Raw genomic sequence first — 22,587 nt, 5'->3', positions numbered from 1 at the left:
CAACGGACTTTAAGCTGGCCGCTTGACCCGGTTCTTCAACGTCTCGTAGCCGCGCTCGCCCAGCAGCGTGCGCGCCGCCTTCTTGACCACCGACTTGCGTCCCTCGGGCGAATTGATCTGGCGCAGCCTGGCCGGCAGGTTGCGCGCCGCTTGCTCCAGCGCTGGCAGCGACAGCGCGTCGGGGAAGCTGACGATGTTGGTTTCGACACACAGCACCGGCTTGCCCGACAGCTTGGCGATCTTGAGCGCCTGCTCATGCTCGCTCTCGATGAACAGGATAGCATTCGACTTGCGGTAGAACTCGGCCTTGAAGCTGCCATGCGCGCCGAGCCTTTGCCGCTCCGCCTTGCTCGGCAGGTCGAGCATGATCAGGTGGTCGTATTTGATCTCGTGTTTGGCCAGCCAGGCTTCGGTCAGCTTGCGGTATTTTTCCAGCCGGCTGGTGACCAGCCAGCCGATCTTGCGGGTCGGCCCGAGCAGCGTCCGCGCCTCGGCCAGGAATTTCTCGTAGATCGGCCCGTCATCGTTTTCTTCCTCGGTCGGGTCGAGACAGAGAACGCCGTCAATGTCGACGCAGCATTGCTCGAGGAAGATGTGATGCATGAAATTCCATTGGAACATCCGGGGATGCGGCACGACCTCCAGCACGATGTCGGTTTCCTGATGCTCCGGCTGCAGTCCGAACACCGCGGCGTAGACGAAATCGCCCTGGATGCCGGCGGCAGCGATCTTGGTACGGGCATCGCGTATCGCGTTGCCGCCGGCGATGCTGTCGTCGATCACCAGGATATTGCGCATCTCGGCATGCTGCCGGTCGAGCGCGGCGCGCCGCTTGGTGATGCCCGACGTGTAGATCCTGCCGGCGAGAAAGCTGTCGAGATCGGTCATCGGGATGTTGGCCGTCAGGCTGACCAGCGTCGCCGCGAGAATACCGCTGCGGGGAACGCCCACCACCAGGTCGATGTCGCGCGGCAACCGGTGCAGATTGCGCAGGATGGCGTCGTTCATGTCGGAGATCGATCGGTAATTCATGGTGTTAGCCCTCAAATCGGCGCGCGACAAACATGGTCACTTCGCCTCGCTGGGTGCCGGGACAAAACCCCGTGCGGGTATCAATTTCACCGCCTCCCGGAGCGCCTCGCGGCCGGCGCCGAACAAAAGTGAGACGAGAATGGTGATGGCGTAGGCGAGCACGGCCCCGGCAGCCAACGCGATGACCGGCTGTGCCGGTAGCAGCGGCTTGGCGAACCACACGGCGGCCAGCGCCAGATGCGCGCCAAGCACGAAAGGCGCTGCCGCGTACAGAACATGGCGCGCCTGCAACGGGCCGGCCTTGCCGACATAGAGCCACAGGAACGGCGTCCGCATATATTCGCTGACCGCGTAGGCGACCGCGACGCCGAACGCGCCATAGGGCAGGCCGATGGCGAAGGCGATCACCGATGTCACCGCCGTGACGATTCCCCAGCGCATGAAGTCGCCGGAACGGCCCTGGCTGACGAAAAGCCATCCCGCCGGGTTGTTGAGCGGTTGCAACAGCCCGGCAAAGCCTAGCGCCAGGAAGATCGAGGCGCTTGCACGCCACTGCTCGCCGAGCACGAACGGGATGAGCACGTCGGACATTGCGGTGGCGAAGGCAACGCCCGGCAACGCCACCAAAAGGATCAGCGGCATGACGCGCAGGTAGGCGCTGCGGTAACGGTCCGGCTCGTCCTTCAGCCTGGACAGCGCCGGTACCATCACCTTCGACAGCGGATTGGTGATCTGGCTCAGCGGAAACAGGAGCAGTTTGTAGGCGCGGTCATAGAGGCCGAGCTGGGCTTCGCCCCAATATTTGCCGATCAGCACATTGTCGAGGTTGCGGGCGAAGAAGTTGGCGAAGTTGAAGCCGGTAATCCCGGCGCCGAAATTGATCAGCGCCCTGATGCCGTCGACCTTGCGCGGCAGGCCGGGGCGCCATTGCGAGCTTGCCCAGTAGCAAAGCGTCGGCAGCACGGCGCCTGTCAGCGTACCGGCAAACAGCGCCCAGTAGGAGCGGTCGATGAAGGTCCAGGCGATCGAGACGGCGAGGCCAATCACGGCGCTTGCGACGTCGATAGCGGCCAGCCGGGCAAACTGCATGCGGCGCGTCAACAGCGCCAGATGCTGGGCGCCGAGACCATAGGCCATGATCTGCAGCCCGAACGCGGCCACCAGGCCCGTCACCCGCGGTTCGCCATAGAATGCGGCAACCAACGGCGCTGCACCCACAAGCACGCAGGCCAGCACCGCACTGACGGCGACATTGACCCAGAACAGGTAGTTGACCTCCTCGTGCCGGATGCCGGTCTTCTGGATCGTCGCCTGGGTCAGGCCGAAATCCTGGAACAGCGCGATAAAGGCAAGCACAGGCGCGCACATCGCCACAACGCCGAAATCCTGCGGCGACAGAAGCCGCGACAACACGATAACGGAGACGATCTGCGTTGCGACCCGGACGCTTTGCGCCATGGCGGTAACGACAGCGCCGCGTCCGACCGATTTGCGCAGTGAGCCCTCGGGCGGATCGAATGCACTGGTTTCCAAATTCAGGATTCCTGATTTTACGTCGGTCCGACATCGTCATGACCGGCGCCCGCCGCCATCAACAAACTACAGCAATACGTTTTTGCAGTGCAACAAAAAACGTGCACGCATTGCTACGGCGCACCAAAAATGTTGCGATGCAGCAAAAGCTGGGTTAGCATTCCCTTGGGTGGGCCAACAGCGGTCGAGTTTTCATGCTGCATGTCTTGTACCTTGTGCACGACGTCTCCGACCCGGCAGTGCGCCGGCGGATCATAATGCTCAGGGCAGGCGGCGCGCGGGTCACATTGGCCGGCTTCCGTCGGACCACAAATGCTGTTCCCGACGTCGAGGGGCTGCAGCCGATCGACCTTGGCGCGACGCGTGACGGCCGATTCGGCCAGCGCCTGGCGGCGGTCGCCAAGGCGGCGCTCTCGATAGGCTCGAAGTTAGCGGCGATGCCGAAGCCCGATCTCATCATCGCCCGCAATCTGGAAATGCTGGCGCTGGCCAGGCGTGCCAAGGCCGCCTTTCGCGGCGGCGTGCCGATCGTCTACGAATGCCTCGACATCCACCGCCTGGTGCTGCGCAACGACATGCTGGGCAAGGCGTTGCGCACCGCCGAGCGCTATCTCGCGCGCGACGTGAAGCTTCTGGTGACCAGCTCACCGGCCTTCATCGCCAATTATTTCAAGCCGTTCGGGCAAGTCGCGGCCCCGGTGGAGCTGGTCGAAAACAAATATTTCGAAACCACGGCGATCGCCGTGGACGACCGGCTGAAGGCCGAAAACCCTGTCGCGCCGCCATGGCGCATCGGCTGGTTCGGCGCGCTGCGCTGCCGCCGCTCGCTGGAACTGCTGGCCGACTTCACCCGCCGCCAGGGCGGGCGCTTCGAAGTCGTCCTCCGGGGCCGTCCGGCACTGTCCGAATTCCCGGATTTCCACGCTTTTGTCGACGCCGAGCCCTATCTCTCCTTCCGTGGCCCCTACCGCAACCCGGAAGACATGGCGGCAATCTATGGTGAAGTGCATTTCTCCTGGGCCATCGACTTCTTCGAGGAAGGGCAGAATTCGGAATGGCTGCTGCCCAACCGTCTCTATGAGGGCTGCCGCTTTGGCGCCGTGCCGATCTCGATGGGCAACACCGAGACCGGGCGCTTCCTCAATCAGCAGGACATTGGCGTCCTGCTCTCGGATGCCACGCCCGAGACGCTCGAAACCGTGCTTGGCCGCATGGACCAGGAGCGCTTTGGCAAGGCCAAGGCGCGCGTGCTGGCCCGCAACCCGAGGACGTGGAGCTACGACCGCAGCGACTGCCGCGCCTTTGTCGACCGGCTGCGCGGTCTGGCGGTTTCACCCGGCTCCTTCGTCACCGAGGCACTGGCGTAGGGATGGCTGGCAATGACAAAAGTGCAGAACACAGGAAGACACCGATGACCCAAACCGGAGCGCTTCCGCCAAGCCTGATCGTTATCCCGTGCCTGAACGAGGCGACGCATATCGGTGCATTGCTCGAGCAGTTGCAGCCAGCCGCTGCAAGGCTCGGCGCCCGCATCGTCGTTGCCGATGGCGGCAGCACGGACGGCACTTTGGCCATTGTCGAGGCGGTTGCCGCTCAGGATCCGCAAATCATCCTCCTGCGCAACCCAAAACGCATCCAGAGCGCGGCGATCAACCTCGCTGTTGCGAGCTTCGGCGCCGGCGCCGAATATCTCATCCGCATCGACGCCCATGGCGGCTATCCCGCGGATTATTGCGACCGGCTGGTCGAGGAGGCGCTGGCCACGGGTGCCGATTCGGTGGTCGTCTCGATGCTGACCAGCGGCAGCGGCGCGGTGCAGAAAGCGGTGGCGGCGGCGCAGAATTCCAAGCTGGGCACCGGCGGCTCCAAGCACAGGCATCTCTCGGCCGGCGAATGGGTCGACCATGGCCACCACGCGCTGATCCGGATCTCGGCCTTCACCGCGGTCGGCGGCTATGACGAGACCTTCAGCCACAATGAGGATGCCGAGCTCGATTACCGGCTGCGCCAGGCCGGTTACCGCATCTGGATGAGCGGCAAGACGCAGATGGTCTACTATCCGCGCTCATCGCTGAAAGGCCTGTATTTCCAGTATCTCGGCTATGGCCGCGGTCGCGCCAAGAACGTCCTCAAGCACCGCATGATCCCGAAGGTACGGCAGATGATCCCGCTGCTGGTGGCGCCGGTCGTTCTTCTGGCGGCATTCTCCTTCATCCATTGGCTGGCGGCGGTGCCGCTGCTGGTCTGGGCCTCGGTCTGTCTGGGCTATGGCGTGTGGACCGCGATTGCCCAGCGCAATCCCAACAATGTGCTGGCCGGCATTTCGGCGATGGTCATGCATCTCGGCTGGTCGGTCGGGTTTTGGCTGCAACTGCTCGGGGCGCGATCGCAGCGCAAGGTGGCGTGATGAGCATGGCCAGGGATCGCCGCATCGACATCTGCGTCTGCACGTTCCGACGGCCGGAATTGGCCGACACGCTGCGCTCGCTCGCTGCCATGAACATGCCTGCCGGCTTCGGCATCGGCGTCATCGTCGCCGACAATGACGACGAGCCGACTGCACAGGCGCTGGTGACCGAACTGGCGCGGGAGTTGAAGCTTCTGGTCCGCTACCGACATGCCCCGGCGCGCAACATCTCGGTCGCGCGCAACGCTTGCCTTGACGCCAGCACGGCGGATTATGTCGCCTTCATCGACGACGATGAAACTGCCTCCGCGCAATGGCTGGCCGAACTGGTCGCTGCGGCGGAGACAAGCGGCGCCGAGGCCGTGCTCGGTCCGGTGCGGGCGCTCTACCGCCCGGATGCGCCGGACTGGATGCGCAAGGGCGATTTCCATTCGACCTTGCCGGTCTGGGTGCACGGCGAAATCCGCACTGGCTACACCTGCAACGTGCTTTTGAGGATGAGCGCCGACAGCCTGCGCGACCGACGTTTCAGCCTGGCGCGCGGCCAAAGTGGTGGCGAAGACACGGAATTCTTCGATCGCATGGTCAAAGCCGGCGGCCGCATCGCCTTTGCACCGCAGGCCTGGGTCGAGGAGGTTGTGCCGAACAGCCGCGCGGCGTTCGACTGGCTGCGCCGCCGCCGCTTCCGCTTCGGCCAGACGCATGGCCATCTCATCGGCCAAAATGCCGGTGCTGTCAGGCGCGCGAAGGATGTCGGCCTTGCCTCGGCCAAGGCCGCCTACTGCTTCGGCATGGCGGCGCTGACCGTGATCAGCCCGGTCCGCCGCAACCGCAGCATGCTGCGCGGCATCATGCATGTCGGCGTCGTCAGCGGCCTGGTCGGTATGAGCGAAATTCGCCAGTACGGCCTGCCTTCCCCACAGCAAGGAGGCAAGCGTGCAGCCTGACGTCTCCTTTGTCATCGCCGCCTACAATGCCGCGGCCACGCTCGACCGGGCGATCGTCAGCGCCATCGCCCAGCGCGATGTGAGCGTTGAAATCATCGTCGTCGACGACCAGTCGCGCGACAACACGCTCGACGTCGCGAGAGCCTATCCCGAAGATGTCGTCAAAGTGATTGCACTGCCGGCAAATCGCGGCCCTGGCGGCGCCAGGAATGCCGGGCTCGAGCTGGCTTCCGGCCGCTGGGTCGCGGTGCTCGATTCGGACGATGCCGTCCTTCCCGGACGGCTCGGCGCGATGATCGCACGGGCCGAGAAAGCGGGGGCTGTGATCGCCGTCGACAATCTCCAGGTGGTGCGCGAGGACGGCGTCGCCGAAGCGACGATGTTTCCGGCCGACTATCTGGAAGGCCTGCGCGAAATCACACTCGCCGACTACATCGCCGGAAACATCGTTTTCGAATCCACGTTCAATCTCGGCTATCTCAAGCCGATCTTCGAGCGCCGCTTCCTGACCGAAAACGGACTCCGCTATGATGAAAATCTGAGCATAGGCGAGGACTACATCCTGCTCGCCAATGCGCTGGCCAAGGGCGGCAAATGCGTGGTCGAGCCGACGACCGGCTATATCTACCACATTCGCACAGGCTCGATCTCGCGTGTGCTCGAGCTTCACCATGTCGAGGCGATGCGCAAGGCCGATGCGGTCTTCGCCGAGACCAATTCCATGGACGCGGCTGCCGCGGCCGCCTTCGCCAGGCGCGCCCGCAGCCTGCGCAAGGCGGCATCGTTCCTGTCGCTGGTCCAGCACATCAAGGCGCGTTCGCCGTTGAAGGCGATACGCACCGCGCTAAGTGATCCGGCGGCTGTCAGGCATATGTCGATGCCGATCGCCGTTCGGCTCAAGAGGGTGGCGGCACAGTTTGCCGTGGGGACGGGGAGATGAAGCATGCAGGCCATTTTCTAGAGCATGATCCCGAAAAGTGGGAACCGATTTTCGGAAAAGATCATGCTCGAACAATGAATTGCCGGCGATAGGTAGAAATCTTTTCTCTCAGAAGGAATACCAGATGCAGAAAGTCAGGAAGGCAGTCATCCCGGTGGCGGGGCTTGGAACACGGTTCCTGCCGGCGACCAAATCGATGCCGAAGGAAATGCTGCCCGTGGTCGACCGGCCCGTCGTCCAATATGCGGTGGATGAGGCGTTCGAAGCCGGCATCGAGCACATCGTGTTCGTCACCGGCCGCAACAAGGCTGTCATCGAGGACTATTTCGACCTGCATCCTGAATTGATCGGAACGCTGGAACAGACAGGCAAGAAGACCCAACTCGAGGCGCTCGAAAGCATGCTGCCGGTGGCCGGCGCCACCAGCTTCATCCGCCAGCAGTCGCCTCAAGGTCTCGGCCACGCGGTGTGGTGCGCGCGCGAGGTCATCGGCGACGAGCCGTTTGCCCTGCTGCTCCCCGACATGGTGTCCTTCGGCGGCCGCGGCTGCCTCGCCGAGACCATGGATCTCTACCGGCAGACCGGCGGCAACGTCATCGCCGTCGAGCGATGCGACCCGTCCGAGACCAGCAAATACGGCATTGTCGGTCGTGGCGCTGAGGTCGGCAGCGGCTTCGAGGTGACGGCCATGGTCGAAAAGCCGGCGCCGGCCAACGCGCCGTCGAATTATTACATCAACGGCCGCTACATCCTGCAGCCCGAAATCTTCTCGCTGCTGGGCAATCAGCAGCGCGGCGCCGGCAACGAGATCCAGCTCACCGACGCCATGGTCCGCCTGGCGAAAAGCCAGTCTTTCTTTGCCCAGCCTTTCAACGGCCGCATGTTCGACTGTGGCTCCAAGGAAGGCTTCATCGAGGCCACCATCGCCTTCGCGCTGGCGCGCGACGATATGAAGGGGCCGGTGCTTGAAATGCTGCAAGCGTTCGTGCGGTCGCATGAGCGTCAGGAAGTGGCCGCATAATGCCCATCTTTCGCGGGCATATGCGTTTGGACGATGGCGCAGCCCATGCCTGCGCGCTTGGCCGCTCAGGTCCGGCGCCAGATGGCATGAAGCTTGCGTTGCATGCTTTGCCCCCGATCTCCGCAGCTTCGGACGAGGTGGGGCCTGACCCCGTCTCGCTCCGGCGCCTGTAACCTAGAATTGGACCGAAGATGAATTATGCCAGCTTTCCTCTCGACAAGAGGATGCCATTGCCCAACACCGATCAGGAAAAGGGTGAAGACTTCATCGACGTCGAGCGTCTGCTTGGCATGGCGGCGCGTCAGGTCAAGGTGGTGGCGGTCTGCGCCATCATCGGCCTGTTCCTGGGCGTGCTCTATCTGCAGACCACGCCCAAGCAATACATGTCGGTCGCCAGTGTGCTGATCGACGAAGGCCTGAACAAGGTCGTCGACGACATCTCGGCTGCATCCGTCACCATGCAGACAGACGCCGCCCTGCTCAGCCAGATCGAAATCATCACCTCGGCGCGGCTGGCCTCGGTGGTGGTCGACAAGCTGAAGCTCGACCAGAACGAAGAGTTCATGAACCCGCCGCAATCGGCGCTGGTCAAGGGCATCGGCTTCGTGCGCGGCGTGGTCGGCTATTTCCGCTCAAGTTCCGCCGACCAGATTCCCGGCATGGAAAACGTCGATGAGGCGACACGCCAGGCCATGATGCAGACGGCGCGCCACGACTACGCCGTGCTGAAGCTGCAGAGCGAGGTGCTGGCGCAGCGCAACGGCCGCTCCTATGTGCTTGCCATCGGTTACCAGTCGTCGAATCCGGCGCTCGCCACCGCCATCACCAAGGCTTATGCCGACGCCTATCTCGCCGACCAGCTCAACGCCAGCTTCGACGCCACCGAGCGCGCGGCGGTCTGGCTGCAGGGCCGGCTGACCGAGCTTCGTCAGAACTCACAGGCGGCCGCTCTGGCGGTCGAAAAATTCCGCTCTGAACATGGACTGGCCGCCAACAGTGACGGCCAGCTGATCAGCGACAAGCAGATCGCCGATCTTACCGCCCAGCTGATCGTCGCCCAGGCCGACACGGCGCGCGCCAGCGCCCGCTACCAGCAGTACAAGGCCATCGTCGAAAGCGGTTCGGACAACGCCTTCAACGATTCCGCAATATCGAGCGACCAGCCGGCGAGTTCCGTCATTGCAACGCTCAAGACCCGCTATCTCACCGTCGCCAAGCGGCTGCAGGATGTGACAGCCAATTTCGGCGCCGAACATCCGCAAGCAGTGGCGCTGGCCAAGGAGAAGGCCGATCTGTCGACCCAGATTTTCGGCGAGTTGAAGCAACTGACCGAAAGCTACCGCAACGAGTATGAAGTCGCGCTTTCGCGCGAGACGTCGATGAGGCAGAAAATCTCCGACGCGGCCGGCAAGAGCTCCGTCGACAACCAGTCGCAGGTCAAGCTGCGCGAACTCGACCAGCAGGCGCAGGCGCTGACCACGCTCTACCAGACCTTCCTCGGCCGCTATGAGGAAGCCTCGCAGCAGCAGTCCTTCCCGGTCGGCAAGGTGCGTATCATCTCGGATGCATCAGCGCCGCTTTCCGCCTCCAGCCCGCGTACCTCCAGGGTGCTGGCGCTGGCACTGGTGCTTGGCGTGCTGCTCGGCGCCGGCTTTGGTGGCCTGAACGAGTTCAACGAACGCTTCTTCAGGACCGGCGAGGACATTCGCGATCGCGTCGGCCTCAAATTCCTCGGCTATTTGCCGACGATCGGCGGCAGGCTCGGCAAGGACGGCGACGATGGTGCGGCGGATGCCAAAAGCACCAACACATTGTCGGCGGCCGAAAAACGGGCGCGCATGCGGGTCAGCGTAGATGCTCCGGCATCGATGTTCTCGGAGACGCTGCGCAACGCCAAGATCGCCTTCGATGTCGTCATGGAAGGCCAAGGCAGCCGGGTCATCGGTGTGGTCTCGGTCCTGCCCGGCGAGGGCAAGTCGACCGTCGCCGCCAATCTGGCTGGATTGCTGGCCGCCAACGGCTCGAAGACCCTTTTGATCGACGCCGATCTGCGCAATCCGGGCCTCAGCCGCAACCTCGGCATGGAGGCCGAGCAAGGGCTGATGGAAGCCGTGGTCAACGGCCAGACCTGGCAGTCGGTCGGCAAGGTCGACCGCCAGACCAAGCTGGCGATCATCCCGGCCGTGCTGCGCGGCCAGTTCTCGCACACCAGCGAGCTGCTTTCGTCGGCCGGCATGCGGCGCTTCATCGACAATGCCAAGGAGACGTTCGAGTACATCGTCGTCGACCTGCCGCCGCTCGGCCCCGTGGTCGACGCCAAAGCCTTCGCGCCACTGGTCGACGGCTTCGTGCTGGTCGCCGAATGGGGCCGCACGCCGCGCGCCATGGTGCGCTCGCTGCTGGAACAGGAGCCTTACGTCGCCAACAAGGTCGTCGGCGCCGTGCTCAACAAGGTCGACCTGAAGAAGCTGGCGAAATACGGCTCGCTCGGCGGCTCGGAAAAGTTCTTCGACCGCTATTCGACCTATTATCTCGAGAAGTCCGACCTGCGCGCCAAGACGGCTGCCTAGAGTCGGCGCAGAACGAGTTCAAGCAGGCCAGTGTCAGACGCTGGCCTGCTTTGACGCCTTTGCTTGCGGAATGGGGCAGCTTGCCGGCGCCGGCGGTATGGCGCTGCTGACCGGCGGGTTCGGATAGTACTGCATCGTTTGCTGAACCGCCTGCGCGGCAACCGTTCCCTTCAACAGTTGGATAAGCATCAGCGCTTCGTCCAGTCCCGACGAAATCCCGCCACCGGTCATGCGGTCGCGGTCGAGGATGAAACGCGGATTGCCTTCGGCGACGATGACTTTGGGAAAGCGCTCCGCAAAGCACGGAACGAAGGCCCAGTGCGTGGTCGCGTGATATCCGTCCAGCAGCCCCGCGGCGGCAAGCAGCATGGCGCCTTCGCACACCGAACACACCATTGGCGCGCGCTTCGCCTGAGCAATAAGGAAATCGAGATATCGCCGCTTGGGATCGTCGATGATTTTGGCAAGCGCCTTCGGGTCGCCGCCGGGAACCCAGAGCGCATCGTATTTGCGCGCATCGGCAAAGCCTTTGGTAACTTCGAAGGCGAAACCTTTGCCGCGGAACCGTTTCATCCCCGGTTTTTCCGCAAGCAGGTCAATCTCGAATCCGGCCCAGTCGAACATTTCGAACGGACCCGTCACATCGAGCATGTCGACATGATCGTAAACCGGAATGCCGATTCTCATCGTCGCGCCCCTGGCAAAGCCGCATTCAACTGTCGGCAGCAAGTATTATTGCTAGGCCTACATCGAATCTGAAGCATGCGATAGCGAATCGCCAGTCGTTTTCTGCGCTCAGGAAAAGATCAGCTTGCCGAATTTGTCGGCGATCCTGACGGCGGTCAGCCGGCCGCTGTGAAAGGCGCCGGTGTCGATGTCGAGCCTTCGCCCGTCGAGCGTTGGCATGTCGACCGGCGTGTGCCCGTGCACCACAAAGCGGTCGAGCAGATGGGCGGCATTGAAGAACTCGTCGCGGATGTTGAGCAGGTCTTGCTCATCCTGTGCCACGAGGTCGATGCCCGGCCTGATGCCGGCATGGACGAAGACGAATTTGTCCGAACAGAGCAACACCGGCAGGCTGCGCAGGAAGTCGATATGGCTGGCGGGGATGACCTCCTTGATGCGCCGGTCGACCTCGTCGCTTGAGGCATAGAGGCTTGCAAGCCGCGCTGGATCGACGCCGTAGGAAAACAGCGTTTCGCGGCCGCCGACCGCCAGCCAGCGGTCTCGTGACAGATAGCCGTCGAGATAGTTGAGCATCGCGACTTCGTGGTTTCCCGCCAGGCAGACGCGCAGGAACCCCTGTGGCGGCGGCGCCAGCAGATGATCGATCACGCGCGCCGATTGCGGCCCGCGGTCGATATAGTCGCCAAGCATGACCATGATCTTGCGGCCGCGGAACTGCTGCGCGTCGAGCGCGATCTTCGCCTCCAGCGACAGCAATTCCTTGTAGCAGCCATGCACGTCGCCGATCGCGTAGACGACGGTGTCCTCCATATCCATTTCCAGGCGCTCGCGCGGCGCCGGCCGAGGGGGTCTGGATCGCTGAAACAAGGCCACGGGGCTCGATGCCTGCCGAAAATAGGGTTTCGTTGTCACGCTACGCCTTCGTGGCGCACCGCAAAACCGTGGATACAGGGCAGGCGTTGGAAATTCCATAACGGCCGGCCGGCTGTTTTCGCCGGCCGGTCTCTCAAGACGTGATGTCAGGCGGCCTTGAGACGGTAGCGGAAGACGGTGTGGTCGAGCAGCAGCCGGATGCGCGGCTCGGCCTCGATCGCCACCAGCCAACTCGCGGCGATCATCGTCGCCCCGGCAACAGCGATCGCCAGCAGATAGGGCACGCCGGCGCGCATCATGGCGCCGATCATCGCCGCGCCGACGACGTCATGGATCAGATAGAGCGGATAGGTCATCAGGCCGATGCGGCGCCAACCGGACCAGGAAAGGTTGAGCCGCAGCGACCATGCCATCAGCGCTATCGCCGCGAGGAAGATGACGATCGGCGTCGCATAGGGCATCGCCGCCTCGACCTTGATGGCGTGCACGTCGACAGAACTCATGATCTGCAGCGCACCGCCCAGCAGGAACAATGCCGAGAAGCCGAGCCTAGCCGGAGTCACAGCCTTGAACCGCATCAGCCACAACAGGACGCCGAGCGCAAAGAACGCGCCATGATGCACCAGCGTCAGCTGCAGCCAGCGCGTCTCGGCGAGGTCGGAGAGATCGAGCGGATAATACAGGCACCAGAACAGCGTGCTGACCAGCCCGATGACAACGGCTACCGTCTCCATCAGATCGAAGCGGCCGAGCCTGAGCAAGGTCCAGACGATGGCGTAGAAGGCGATCTCGATGCCGAGCGTCCAGTAGACGCTGTCCACCCACGGCTCGAAGGGAACGAAAAGCCCGGTCCGCAAGAGCCGGACCACCGCATCCGTCGGCCAGCTGAGGCCAAGGAAGAGCAGCACGACAGCGGTGATCGGCGCGCAGACCCAGACCGCCGGCGCCAGCCGCTTCACCCGTGCCTCGAAAAACCGCAGCGGCGTCGACTTTTCGGCGCTGAAGGCGATGACGAAGCCGCTGATGACGAAGAAGATTTGGACGCCGACCCAGCCTGAACCGACAAACGCCATTTCCGGATGCGGCGGGATGCCGCCGGTGGCGCGGGCCGAAATACCGCCGGGAAATGCCCACACCCAGAAACCGTAGTGGTAGAACATCACCATCACGGCGGCGAGAAAACGCAATATGTCGACACCGCCGAATGTCGTCTTGTGCTGAGCCATGCCGTACCTTCGGAATGACCCCCCGCGCAAATTCTAAAGTCTATTGCTGCATTGCACAACAGACGATTGCGGTGCGGGATGATTTTGCCGCCACGCCCCTGGCCGGCTCGGTCTCCGGCAACGCGAGCGGTCAGACCCCGAAGCCGCGGGCTTTGAGCGCCGCGGTGATCTCGTCGAAGATGACGGGATCGTCGATGGTCGCCGGCATCGTCCACTCTTCCTTGTCGGCGATCTTCTGCATGGTGCCGCGCAGGATCTTGCCGGAACGCGTCTTGGGCAAGCGCTTGATCGTCACCACCGTCTTGAAGGCGGCGACCGGGCCGATCCGTTCGCGCACCAGGGAAACCACCTCGCTCTCGATGGCGCTGGTATCGCGGGCAACGCCGGCATTGAGCACGACAAAGCCGAGCGGCACTTGGCCCTTCATCTGATCGGCGATGCCGATGACTGCGCATTCGGCGACATCGGGATGCGCTGAAAGCACCTCTTCCATGGCGCCTGTCGACAGCCGGTGGCCGGCGACATTGATGATGTCGTCGGTGCGCGCCATGACATAGAGGTAGCCGTCCTCGTCGACCATACCGGCATCCGCCGTCTTGTAGTAGCCGGGGAACTCTTCGAGATAGGCTTGCCGGAAGCGAGCGTCGGCGTTCCACAGCGTCGGCAGGCAGCCGGCCGGCAGCGGCAGTTTGACCACCACATTGCCCAGCGTGCCGCGCGCCACCTCATGGCCGGCATCGTCGAGCACGCGAATGTCGTAGCCCGGCATCGGCACGCCGGGCGAGCCGTATTTCACCGGAAGCAGGCCAAGGCCCGCCGGATTGATGGTCATCGGCGAGCCGGTCTCGGTCTGCCACCAATGGTCGACCACCGGTACGTTGAGCTTCTGCTCAGCCCATTTGATGGTTTCGGGGTCGGCGCGTTCGCCGGCGAGGAACAGAGTGCGGAATTTGGACAAATCGTATTTCGGCACGAATTCGCCTTTGGGGTCCTGCCCCTTGATGGCGCGGAAGGCGGTCGGCGCCGTGAACAGGGCCACCACGCCGTGTTCGGCTATCACCCGCCAGTAGGTGCCGGCGTCGGGCGTGCCGATCGGCTTGCCCTCGAACAGCACGCTGGTCGCGCCATGCAGCAGCGGCCCGTAGACGATGTAGGAATGGCCGACCACCCAGCCGACATCGGATGCCGCCCAGAACACCTCGCCCGGCTTGACGCCGAACTCGTTTTCCATCGTCCATTTGAGCGCGACCATATGGCCGCCATTGTCTCGCACGATGCCCTTCGGCTGGCCGGTCGTGCCGGAGGTGTAGATGATGTAGAGCGGATCGGTGGCGAGCACCGGAACGCAGTCGACATTGGCGCCGGCCGCGCGCTCGCGCGCAACCGCGTCGGCAAAGTCGATGTCGTAGTGGTCCTTCAGCTCGCAGCGCAACTGATCGCGCTGCAGGATCAGGCAGGCATCCGGCTTGTGCTGCGACATTTCGATCGCCTTGTCGAGCAGTGGCTTGTAGGCAACGACGCGTCCGGGCTCCAGGCCGCAGGAGGCCGAAATGATCAGCTTCGGCTTGGCATCGTCGATGCGGGTGGCAAGCTCATGCGAGGCAAAGCCGCCGAACACGACCGAATGCACCGCGCCGATGCGGGAGCAGGCCAGCATGGCGATCGCCGCTTCGGCCACCATCGGCATGTAGATGATGACGCGGTCGCCCTTGACGATGCCGCGGTTCTTCAGCACCGAGGTCAGCGCCACCACTTCGCGCTTCAACTCGGCATAGGTGAATTTCTTGACCGTGCCGGTGATGGCGCTGTCATAGATCAGCGCGATCTGGTCGGCGCGGCCGCCGGCGACATGGCGGTCGAGAGCGTTGAAGCAGGTGTTGCAGGTGGCGCCGTTGAACCAGCGCCCGTAAACGCCTGCCTTGGCATCGAACACACTGGTCCATGGCGAATACCAGTCGATCGCCTCGGCGGCATCAGCCCAGAACTGTTCCGGGTCGCGTTTCCAGCCGTCATAGACCTCGTGGTAGCGTGACGCCATTCAGTCCTCCCGGGAAAATTCTCTATCTTGCAATAGCCTAAGCGGGTTCTCCCGGCCATGTCTTCCCCCAAATGCCATCTCTTTCCCAAAATTGGCGGATAGTCGATCTCGCCTTGGCCGCAAATCGCAGGCACGATTGCCCGGGTTTGAAATCAGGGCAGGGCGCGCGATGATGGTGGGATACGGGGTTGGGTCTGCCGTGGGGGCAGCGCTGCTGCTGACCGTCGTTTCCGCAGCTCAGGCCGGCGATGCCGCAGCAAGGCGCATCATCGGCTTTTCGCCCGACGGCAATTATTCGCCTTCGAGCAATATGGCGAGATCGACGCCGCCGTTTCCGGCTGGTCTGAGATCGATATCATCGACACGAGAACCGACGAGTTCGTCGGCGGCAAGCCGATCCTTGTCCTCGACGAATCGGAAGAGGCGACCACGACGGTGGAACAGGCCCGCGCGCAGGCGGCCAGCCAGGCCGCGCCCATCCTGGCCAAATATGCCATCGCCGCACGCGGTGAGCGCACGGCCTTTGACAGGTTCACCTTCCCCGACGACACGGTCGAGTATAACGACATCTTCCGCCTCGAGCAGGCCGGACAGAAATGGCTGTCGCCGTTCTATGATGAAACAGGGATCTCGACCATTCAGCTCGATGAGATCCTGGCCGACAGCAAGACGGATTGCTCGGCAAGCTTCGACGATGCAAAGCCGGACGACCAGCAAGGCGACAGGACACTTCAGGGTGACAAGTCACTTCAAGGGGACAAGACGGGCAAGGCGCTCGGCTTCCGCCTGTCGCTGCAGGGGCAGGACGGCAAACCGTTCAAGGTGCTGCACGAGGACAAGACTGTGCCCGGCTCGCGCAACTGCCCGACCTCCTACAGTCTGTCGGAATTCTACGAATACACGCCGCCCGCCAAACCGGCCGTGCTGGCTGTGCTGGTGCAGCGCTTCAGCCAGGGTTTTGAGGGGCGCGACCGCCGCTTCATCGCCGTGACCGGCCAGGCACGCTGAGCCACAGCCTGCCTCGCGGGGTGCAAGCTTATGCGCCCCACAGAGGCTTGTGTCGGATATCAGTTCTTAAAGCGGCAAGGCCGCCAGCATCAGGCCGACGCCACCCGCAATCAATATGGCGGCTGCCAATGCCTTCCGATGGCGTTCGAACGCCGTCGGAGCCCGCTCCCAATTGTAACGCATACCCAATGCTCTCCCAAGACCCCGGCGACTCCATAGCTTACTTAAGGTAAGAAAAGCAACACCTTGACCCTGTCCGACAGCCGGCTTGACGGTTTTCGGCGGTGATTTTCAGGCGCGATCACCGACTATTTCTGGGGCGGATTCCTGCTCTCACCCTGTAACGGCGTGGAAGTTACCACAACCCAGGATTGGATGTCTCCACCGTGTTTTGGTTGGGAGTGTCGTAGAGGTGTTGCCGTTGCCGGATTGCCACAGATCGGCCAGACCGGCCTGTTCTCCCTCCCATCCGCGCAATGGACAGCGCCGCATTGCCGCGCTATCTGCTCTCCAGGAAATGGTCTGGAGGGGCTCCATGGCCCAAATCGCTTCTGAAATGGTTCTGCGGCTGGCGGATGATGCCTCAGTCCAGCATGTCGGCGATGGCGCTGTCGTGCTGCTCGCACGCAGCGGCCAGCTTTACACCTGCAACGGCACCACCGAAGCCTTTCTCGACAAGGTCGACGGCGCCCGCAGCCTCGACCAGATCGTCGTCCTGCTTTCCGACGAGTTCGAGGTCGACAAGGATACGCTCGACCAGGACATGGCGGCGCTGGCCGCCGAACTGGTGAGCGAAGGCATTCTCGCCGACCCGGCTGCGTGATGGCGGACGGCATTCTCCTGCGCACCCTGTTTCGCGCCCACCTGTGGGCAAGCGCGCGGCTGATGCCGGTCCTGATCGGCCGCCGCAGCTTCGAATCGGTGTTGAAATGGGCGCCGCTCAGCGCACCCACCCCTTATCGCGGCCTGTCGTCCGCCTACATCGTGGCGGCCGTCAATCGCACCGTCCGGCACCCATGGCTGATGCGCGACCGCAGATGCCTTAGGGAAGGCCTGCTGGCCCACCGCTTCCTGCGCTTTGCCGGCTTCGATCCCGATCTGCGCTTCGGCGTCGATCCGCAGTCGATGCAGGCGCCGCGCATGTCCGCCCATTGCTGGGTTTGCCTCGACGGCCGGCCGGTGGTCAGCGACAGCCTCCCCGGCATGGTGCAGATCTATCGCCATCACGCCGATGCCGGAAAGGCGCACGCTGCTTGACCGGTTTGGCGGCCACTTTCTGCTATGATCTCAAGGGCCAGGTCATCAGCATATCGGCCTCGCGGGCCGATCTCTGGCCGAGCTTCGACCTCATGCTCGGCACGCTGCGTATGGCCGGACCCGTCGAGCCCGGTTTCCGCGTCAACATCGTCGAGACGTCGGCGCTGCGGGAATCGCCTGCCGGCAAACTCGCTTTCGACGGCGAGGTGCCGGAGGACGGCCATTGCCGGCTGATCGACGGTGGCGGCATCGTTCACCTGATCTTTCCCGGCCTGCAGACCGTCGCGATCAATGCCGATGAGGGCTGGGCTGAAATCCACGTTCATCCCGACGCCAAGGTCAAATGGACGTTGCTGATGATGGTGCTGGATGCCGCCCTCGATGCCGGTGGTCAGCACATGCTCCACACCGCCGGCCTGACGTTGCCCGGCCGCGAGGTGCTCGTGCTGATCCACGCGCCGAGCGGCACCGGCAAATCGACGACGTCGCTGGCGCTGGCATCGCAAGGCTTCGGCCTGTGCTCGGACGACGTCATGATCCTCAAGCTTGCGTCCGGCGGTATCACCGCCTGGGGTTTGCCGCGCAAGGTGAAGGTCCACCGCCACACGGCGGCAATGCTGCCTTTCGTGGCCCCCTGCCTCGGCGACAAATGGGACGCCAATGGCGAGCAGGCCGTCTCGCTGGAGCGCCTGGCCGAGATTGTCCGCATCGAGGAGACGGCCGACAGGCCGGTTGCGGCGCTGCTTCATCTCGCCCGCTCGCCGGACGCGCAAACCCGGCTGGTGCCCATGGCCAGGACCGACGCCATGGTGGCGCTCGCCGCCGACAATGTCAGGACCGGAATGACCGGCCTTTTGCCGGCGCAGAAGCGCCGCATGGCAACCATCGCGATGCTGGTCAAAGCGGTCCCGACCTTCACGCTGGAAGTCGGCGCGAACCCGGCCGAGGCGTCAACATTGATCCGTGCCGCGCTGGCCGACTGACGCCCACTTAGTCCTTGGATCGAAATTTTTGTATCGGAAGCGCCGGCCTTCGCTGCCGCACGGATCCGAACTTTCGCTGCAATTGCATGAGCAGTCGGGTTAGCCGGTTGTAGGCCAGGTGAACAACCCGCCTATCCGCGCAATCAAATGCCACAACTCCCCATCGGTGCATCGACGCCTTGCCGGTCGCGGGTCGGGGCCGCAGGATAGGCTGCGCCAGTCGAACCGGTTTTCCGTTTACCAGCACGTTGACCGCAACGCTGGGTCCAATGATGCGGCATAGCCTGGCGACATGGGCGCTCGACGACTCGCCACCAACAATCAGCGGGCTTCGCTCCAACTGCGCCCAAACATACTCGCCGCTGGGCTGTGGCATGCCGGTTAGCCTGGCACGGCAATATTCGGGTACGGCGTCCGCCACCAGCCTGGCCATTGCGCCGGCAATAGCTGCTGAGACGGTCGCTGCCGAGTGCCAATCCTCGACCGATAACGCGATCTGCGCCAGAATATCACCCTGGTCGAATGCCGCCGTCATCTTGTGAAGGGTGACACCGCCGTGGATTTCGTGGTTGCCGTCGATGACCAGCCTGTGAATCGGATGAGGGCCGCGATAGTGCGGCAGCAGCGCCGGATGCAGGTTCAATCCGCCCTTTGGAAACAGTGTCAGCACCGCCTGCGGGATCAGCCCACGAAAACCGAAGCAGATCAGAAGATCGGCCTCGAGCGCAGCTAGCTGCCGCCCCAGCTCAGCCCAATCATGGGACGGAGCGAATTCGATCAGCGGTGGATGTCTGTGGCCAAGGTAGCGCCTTAAAATCGACCGACGGCGTCGGCGCCGGCGCCAGGCGCTGACGCTCGACTGCTTGCCCAACCGCGGGCCGGGCACGACCACAGCCGCGATGCGATGACCTTTCTCAACCCAGGCAGCCAGCATCGGTGCGGTGAGAGACGAGATTTCGCTGACAAAGACAGCCGAGAGCGACGCTCCCGGATCCACCGCCTGCTCAGGCCGCATGGGACTTGGATCGGCTAAGCCGCTGGACCCAGCGGAAGGCGTCGCGGCGCAGGCGCGAATGCATCTTGTCCCTGGAATTGACGCCGAGCAGCGTATCGCCGGTGATGAGCCATTTGGCCAACCGTATCGAGAGGTCGGGCTTGATGCGCTCGGCCAGCCCGATCGCGCGCGGTGCATTAAACAGCCGCCCCGTTACATTGAGAACCGTCGCCAGTTCGAGCTCGATGCCGCTCATGCGCGCCGCCTCGAACAACCGGTCCTCATCCACGGATGAGCGCAGCGCGCGTACGCCTTGCAGCACGTCGACGCAAAGCTGCAGCCGGTGGAACTTGTGGCCGCCCGCGGCGTGCACGATGGCGATGGTCAGCAGCGCGGCCGGCGTGTCGGCCTCGCCGCCATCGATGGTCTGCAATTCGCGAAAGCCCAACGAGAGTCGCCGCCGCATACCGGAATCATGCACCAGGTTGCCGTGCAGTTCGATCAGCAGGCTGGTATTCTCCTTCTCCAGCCATTTGAACTCCTGCAGATCCTGCGACTGCGCTTCGCCGCTACACAGCTCGAAGCCGCATCCGGCAATCACCGTGTTGGCCTCGGCGATGCTGGCCGGCTCAACCAGGATGTCGATGTCGGTGAATGGCCGGTCGGCGGCGTGGCGGTAAAGTTTGCGCGCGAAGACCGGACCCTTGACGATGCGGGCCGGAACGCCTTTCGCCGCCAATGCCTTCATGATGCGATCACCATGATACTGCAGCAGCATCGATTGGCCGGTCGCCAGCGTCGACTGGTCGCGCAGTTCCGACAATTTCTGCTGCAAGGCTGCGTCCGCCGGCAATTGGGCATCGCCGATTTCCCTGAGCTTGCGCAGCATGATCGGCAGCACGCCGTGGAACTCGGCATTGGCGAGCAGCGCCAGCAAGCTTTTGGCAGCAGCGTCACTGTCAACGGCAACCCGCGCCTCCGGATCGGCGAAGGTCAGCAGCAGTTTTTCATCGGCAGGCGCAAGAGATGGCAGCATTAGCCCGGATGACGTTAGCCTAATGGAGCAATTCCAGGAAAAGTGTGAAGCGGTTTTCCGTCCGGAATTGCGTCAAAACAAGAAACTAGAGCAGTCGCCGTTTCGGCGAACTGCTCTGGGAGGCGTATGTTGCAGAAAAGCATGCATGAAGCCAGCGTGTGGTGGCAGAACCGGCTCATGAATTGACTTTCCGGGGGTTCCGTCCATTCTTTCCCACCGGACTCAAAGGGTGTTTGGAAATGACCAAGAAAAAGTATGAGGCGCCTGTGCTGCGCAAGGCGGGAAAACTGTCCAGTCTGGTTGCCGGTGGGCCGTCAAAGGGGCTTTAAGACTTCTGTGACATCGTTTGGCTGAGGCCAGATGCCGGGTTACAGACAGGAACGCGACAGGTCGCGCCACTGGCCTTGTCAGGGCCGGTATTAGGCTTGTCGGCAAAGGGGGAAATGCGATGACCAAGAAGCCATACGAAGCGCCCGTGTTGCGCAAGGCAGGCAAGCTGTCCAGCGTCACGGCGGCTAATGGTGCGTCCGGTCCCGCGGGCTAAGCTGCAAGTTCATGACGCCGCCCGATCGGAATATCGGGCAATCCTCTCCGCTACATTCCCCAGCGCAGCGCAGCCGTATGCACGGGCGCGTCCCACAATGACGTCGCCTCATCATCCAACATGGTCAGCGTGATCGAGCATCCGGCCATGTCGAGCGACGTCACATAGGATCCGGCCAGCGAGCGGGTCACCGTCACGCCCTGTTTCTCGAAGATTTTTCGGGCGCTGTTGTACATCAGATAGAGCTCCATCAGCGGCGTGCCGCCAAAGCCGTTGACGAACAGCAGCGCCGGGCCTTTCGCCCTGTCGCCGAGATCGCCCAGGATCGCGGCGCAGATTTCTTCGGCGATAGCATCGGCGCTTTTCAACGTATCGCGACGCCGGCCGGGCTCGCCATGAATGCCGACCCCAAATTCCATCTCGCCGTCCCCAATGTTGAACGTCGGCCTGCCGGCCGCCGGCACGGTGCAGCTGGTCAGCGCCACGCCCATTGAACGCGTTGCACCGTTGACGCGATCGCCGAGCACCTTGAGATCCGGCAATGCCATGCCTTGATCGGCGGCGGCGCCGACGATCTTCTCCACCACCAGCGTGCCGGCAACGCCGCGCCGGCCGGTGGTGTAGGACGAATTCTCGACCGCGACGTCGTCATTGGTCACCACCTGCAGGACGCCGTCGGTCATCTCGGCCGCCATGTCGAAATTCATCACATCGCCTTCATAGTTCTTGACGATGAACAGGCAGCCGGCGCCGGTGTCGACGGCCGCGGCAGCCGCCAGCATCTGGTCCGGCGTCGGCGAGGTGAAAACCTGGCCGGGGCAGGCAGCGTCCAGCATGCCGTGGCCGACAAAGCCGGCGTGCAGCGGCTCGTGACCGGAGCCGCCGCCCGAGATCAGCGCGACTTTCCCCGGCTTCAGCACCTTGCGACGGATGAATTTGTGCTCGTCACCCAGCACCAGAATGTCGGCATGGGCGGCAACGAAACCATCGAGGCTTTCGGTCAGCACCGTGTCGACTGAATTCATAAATTTCTTCATGTGTCCTCCCGACACGGCACGCGACAATCAGCCACCACTCCTGCCGGTGATGCTGGTGATCTTCTGGATGAATTCGTTGATCGCCCGATCGAGCGCCGCGTTTTGCTTGTCGTCGCCGAAATCGGGCACGATCAGCGAGACATGGCGTGTCTTGCGCATGCCCGCCGCGATAGACATTTTGCCTGGATGCGCCAGATGGTAGGCGGCGAGAAAATGATCGCGCTCGGCCGGGCTGAAATGGCAGACCGAGAAAATAGCCGGCAAATGTTTTGACGGAATCGGGATCGAATAGGCCGGGCTGGAGATCTGCGTCACGAAGCTGCGGTGCTTGCCCAGCGCATCGGCGAGGCGCTGGCGCATGCCCGACGGACGCTGGTCGATGACCTGCGACAGGATCGTCTTGTAGGCGCGGATCGCTTCTTCGGAGCCGGGTTCTGGTGTCTTGTCGATCATC

General features: G+C 63.2%; 21 protein-coding genes. 11 read left to right on the top strand and 10 right to left on the bottom strand.

All coding sequences use genetic code 11. The annotated features are described in order from the left end of the window. Positions 1 to 9 precede the first annotated feature (9 nt). Together AC1D1B_RS01475 and AC1D1B_RS01470 are read right to left on the bottom strand one after the other, a co-directional pair. The gene (locus AC1D1B_RS01475) at positions 10 to 1,032 is read right to left on the bottom strand and encodes a phosphoribosyltransferase (RefSeq protein ID WP_477328943.1); all 1,023 of its coding nucleotides are present in this window, start codon (positions 1,030 to 1,032) and stop codon (positions 10 to 12) included. A gap of 36 nt (positions 1,033 to 1,068) precedes the next feature. Continuing rightward, positions 1,069 to 2,565 carry a lipopolysaccharide biosynthesis protein gene (locus AC1D1B_RS01470; protein ID WP_477328942.1) on the bottom strand — a complete coding sequence of 499 codons (1,497 nt, stop codon included), beginning with the start codon at positions 2,563 to 2,565 and terminating at the stop codon, positions 1,069 to 1,071. Between the two features lie 194 nt (positions 2,566 to 2,759). On the opposite strand from AC1D1B_RS01470, the gene AC1D1B_RS01465 reads away from it, so the two are divergent. The 6 genes from AC1D1B_RS01465 (at position 2,760) to AC1D1B_RS01440 (ending at position 10,450) form a co-directional block, all read left to right on the top strand. Further along, positions 2,760 to 3,932, top strand: a complete 1,173-nt coding sequence (locus tag AC1D1B_RS01465; protein ID WP_477328941.1) for a glycosyltransferase — start codon at positions 2,760 to 2,762, stop codon at positions 3,930 to 3,932. 44 nt (positions 3,933 to 3,976) lie between these two features. Further along, a complete protein-coding gene (locus AC1D1B_RS01460) occupies positions 3,977 to 4,972 on the top strand; it encodes a glycosyltransferase family 2 protein (protein WP_477328940.1) in 996 nt (331 codons plus the stop codon). Continuing rightward, entirely contained in the window at positions 4,972 to 5,919 is a 948-nt protein-coding gene (locus AC1D1B_RS01455) for a glycosyltransferase family 2 protein (protein WP_477328939.1), read from the top strand. The genes AC1D1B_RS01460 and AC1D1B_RS01455 overlap by 1 nt, the downstream gene beginning before the upstream one ends. Then, entirely contained in the window at positions 5,909 to 6,859 is a 951-nt protein-coding gene (locus AC1D1B_RS01450) for a glycosyltransferase family 2 protein (protein ID WP_477328938.1), read from the top strand. Before AC1D1B_RS01455 ends, AC1D1B_RS01450 begins: the two co-directional genes overlap by 11 nt. Before the next feature lie 124 nt (positions 6,860 to 6,983). Then, positions 6,984 to 7,880: a UTP--glucose-1-phosphate uridylyltransferase GalU gene (gene galU / locus AC1D1B_RS01445; protein ID WP_477328937.1), complete on the top strand. Its 897-nt coding sequence runs from the start codon at positions 6,984 to 6,986 to the stop codon at positions 7,878 to 7,880. Positions 7,881 to 8,071: 191 nt separating this feature from the next. Then, a complete protein-coding gene (locus AC1D1B_RS01440; protein WP_477328936.1) occupies positions 8,072 to 10,450 on the top strand; it encodes a polysaccharide biosynthesis tyrosine autokinase in 2,379 nt (792 codons plus the stop codon). A gap of 33 nt (positions 10,451 to 10,483) precedes the next feature. On the opposite strand, the gene AC1D1B_RS01435 is transcribed toward AC1D1B_RS01440, so the two are convergent. The 4 genes from AC1D1B_RS01435 to AC1D1B_RS01420 all read right to left on the bottom strand — a co-directional run bounded on the left by AC1D1B_RS01435 (position 10,484) and on the right by AC1D1B_RS01420 (position 15,274). Beyond that, positions 10,484 to 11,137, bottom strand: a complete 654-nt coding sequence (locus tag AC1D1B_RS01435) for a DJ-1/PfpI family protein (protein ID WP_477328935.1) — start codon at positions 11,135 to 11,137, stop codon at positions 10,484 to 10,486. Positions 11,138 to 11,245: 108 nt separating this feature from the next. Next, positions 11,246 to 11,953, bottom strand: coding sequence for a metallophosphoesterase family protein (locus tag AC1D1B_RS01430; RefSeq protein WP_477328934.1), 708 nt, complete (start codon positions 11,951 to 11,953; stop codon positions 11,246 to 11,248). A 203-nt stretch (positions 11,954 to 12,156) separates the two neighbouring features. Further along, on the bottom strand, positions 12,157 to 13,236 hold the full coding sequence (locus tag AC1D1B_RS01425) for an acyltransferase family protein (RefSeq protein WP_477328933.1): 1,080 nt from the start codon (positions 13,234 to 13,236) through the stop codon (positions 12,157 to 12,159). Positions 13,237 to 13,366: 130 nt separating this feature from the next. Then, positions 13,367 to 15,274: a propionyl-CoA synthetase gene (locus tag AC1D1B_RS01420; protein ID WP_477328932.1), complete on the bottom strand. Its 1,908-nt coding sequence runs from the start codon at positions 15,272 to 15,274 to the stop codon at positions 13,367 to 13,369. Positions 15,275 to 15,454: 180 nt separating this feature from the next. On the opposite strand from AC1D1B_RS01420, the gene AC1D1B_RS01415 reads away from it, so the two are divergent. The 4 genes from AC1D1B_RS01415 (at position 15,455) to AC1D1B_RS01400 (ending at position 18,522) form a co-directional block, all read left to right on the top strand. Next, positions 15,455 to 16,282: a DUF2259 domain-containing protein gene (locus AC1D1B_RS01415; protein WP_477330495.1), complete on the top strand. Its 828-nt coding sequence runs from the start codon at positions 15,455 to 15,457 to the stop codon at positions 16,280 to 16,282. Between the two features lie 535 nt (positions 16,283 to 16,817). Beyond that, the gene (locus AC1D1B_RS01410) at positions 16,818 to 17,105 is read left to right on the top strand and encodes a PqqD family protein (protein ID WP_181056487.1); all 288 of its coding nucleotides are present in this window, start codon (positions 16,818 to 16,820) and stop codon (positions 17,103 to 17,105) included. Beyond that, positions 17,105 to 17,539: a lasso peptide biosynthesis B2 protein gene (locus tag AC1D1B_RS01405; protein ID WP_477328931.1), complete on the top strand. Its 435-nt coding sequence runs from the start codon at positions 17,105 to 17,107 to the stop codon at positions 17,537 to 17,539. Before AC1D1B_RS01410 ends, AC1D1B_RS01405 begins: the two co-directional genes overlap by 1 nt. Next, positions 17,536 to 18,522, top strand: coding sequence for a serine kinase (locus AC1D1B_RS01400; protein WP_477328930.1), 987 nt, complete (start codon positions 17,536 to 17,538; stop codon positions 18,520 to 18,522). The genes AC1D1B_RS01405 and AC1D1B_RS01400 overlap by 4 nt, the downstream gene beginning before the upstream one ends. Positions 18,523 to 18,529: 7 nt before the next feature. On the opposite strand, the gene AC1D1B_RS01395 is transcribed toward AC1D1B_RS01400, so the two are convergent. Both AC1D1B_RS01395 and AC1D1B_RS01390 read right to left on the bottom strand, forming a co-directional pair. Continuing rightward, complete coding sequence (locus tag AC1D1B_RS01395; protein ID WP_477328929.1) at positions 18,530 to 19,537, bottom strand: formyltransferase family protein; 1,008 nt, start codon at positions 19,535 to 19,537, stop codon at positions 18,530 to 18,532. After that, the gene (locus AC1D1B_RS01390) at positions 19,527 to 20,552 is read right to left on the bottom strand and encodes a nucleotidyltransferase family protein (protein ID WP_477328928.1); all 1,026 of its coding nucleotides are present in this window, start codon (positions 20,550 to 20,552) and stop codon (positions 19,527 to 19,529) included. Before AC1D1B_RS01390 ends, AC1D1B_RS01395 begins: the two co-directional genes overlap by 11 nt. A gap of 448 nt (positions 20,553 to 21,000) precedes the next feature. Between AC1D1B_RS01390 and AC1D1B_RS01385 the strand changes: the two genes are divergently transcribed. Further along, positions 21,001 to 21,096 carry a lasso RiPP family leader peptide-containing protein gene (locus AC1D1B_RS01385; RefSeq protein ID WP_477328927.1) on the top strand — a complete coding sequence of 32 codons (96 nt, stop codon included), beginning with the start codon at positions 21,001 to 21,003 and terminating at the stop codon, positions 21,094 to 21,096. A gap of 50 nt (positions 21,097 to 21,146) precedes the next feature. On the opposite strand, the gene dhaK is transcribed toward AC1D1B_RS01385, so the two are convergent. After that, positions 21,147 to 22,133, bottom strand: a complete 987-nt coding sequence (dhaK, locus tag AC1D1B_RS01380; RefSeq protein WP_477328926.1) for a dihydroxyacetone kinase subunit DhaK — start codon at positions 22,131 to 22,133, stop codon at positions 21,147 to 21,149. A gap of 27 nt (positions 22,134 to 22,160) precedes the next feature. Beyond that, a complete protein-coding gene (locus AC1D1B_RS01375; RefSeq protein ID WP_477328925.1) occupies positions 22,161 to 22,586 on the bottom strand; it encodes a hypothetical protein in 426 nt (141 codons plus the stop codon). Between the last annotated feature and the right edge of the window lies 1 nt (position 22,587).

It is taken from the genome of Mesorhizobium sp. P2_C5_2, assembly GCF_056404535.1.
Note: the sequence above shows the minus strand (reverse complement) of the source record. Positions and strands in the feature narration are given on the sequence as shown.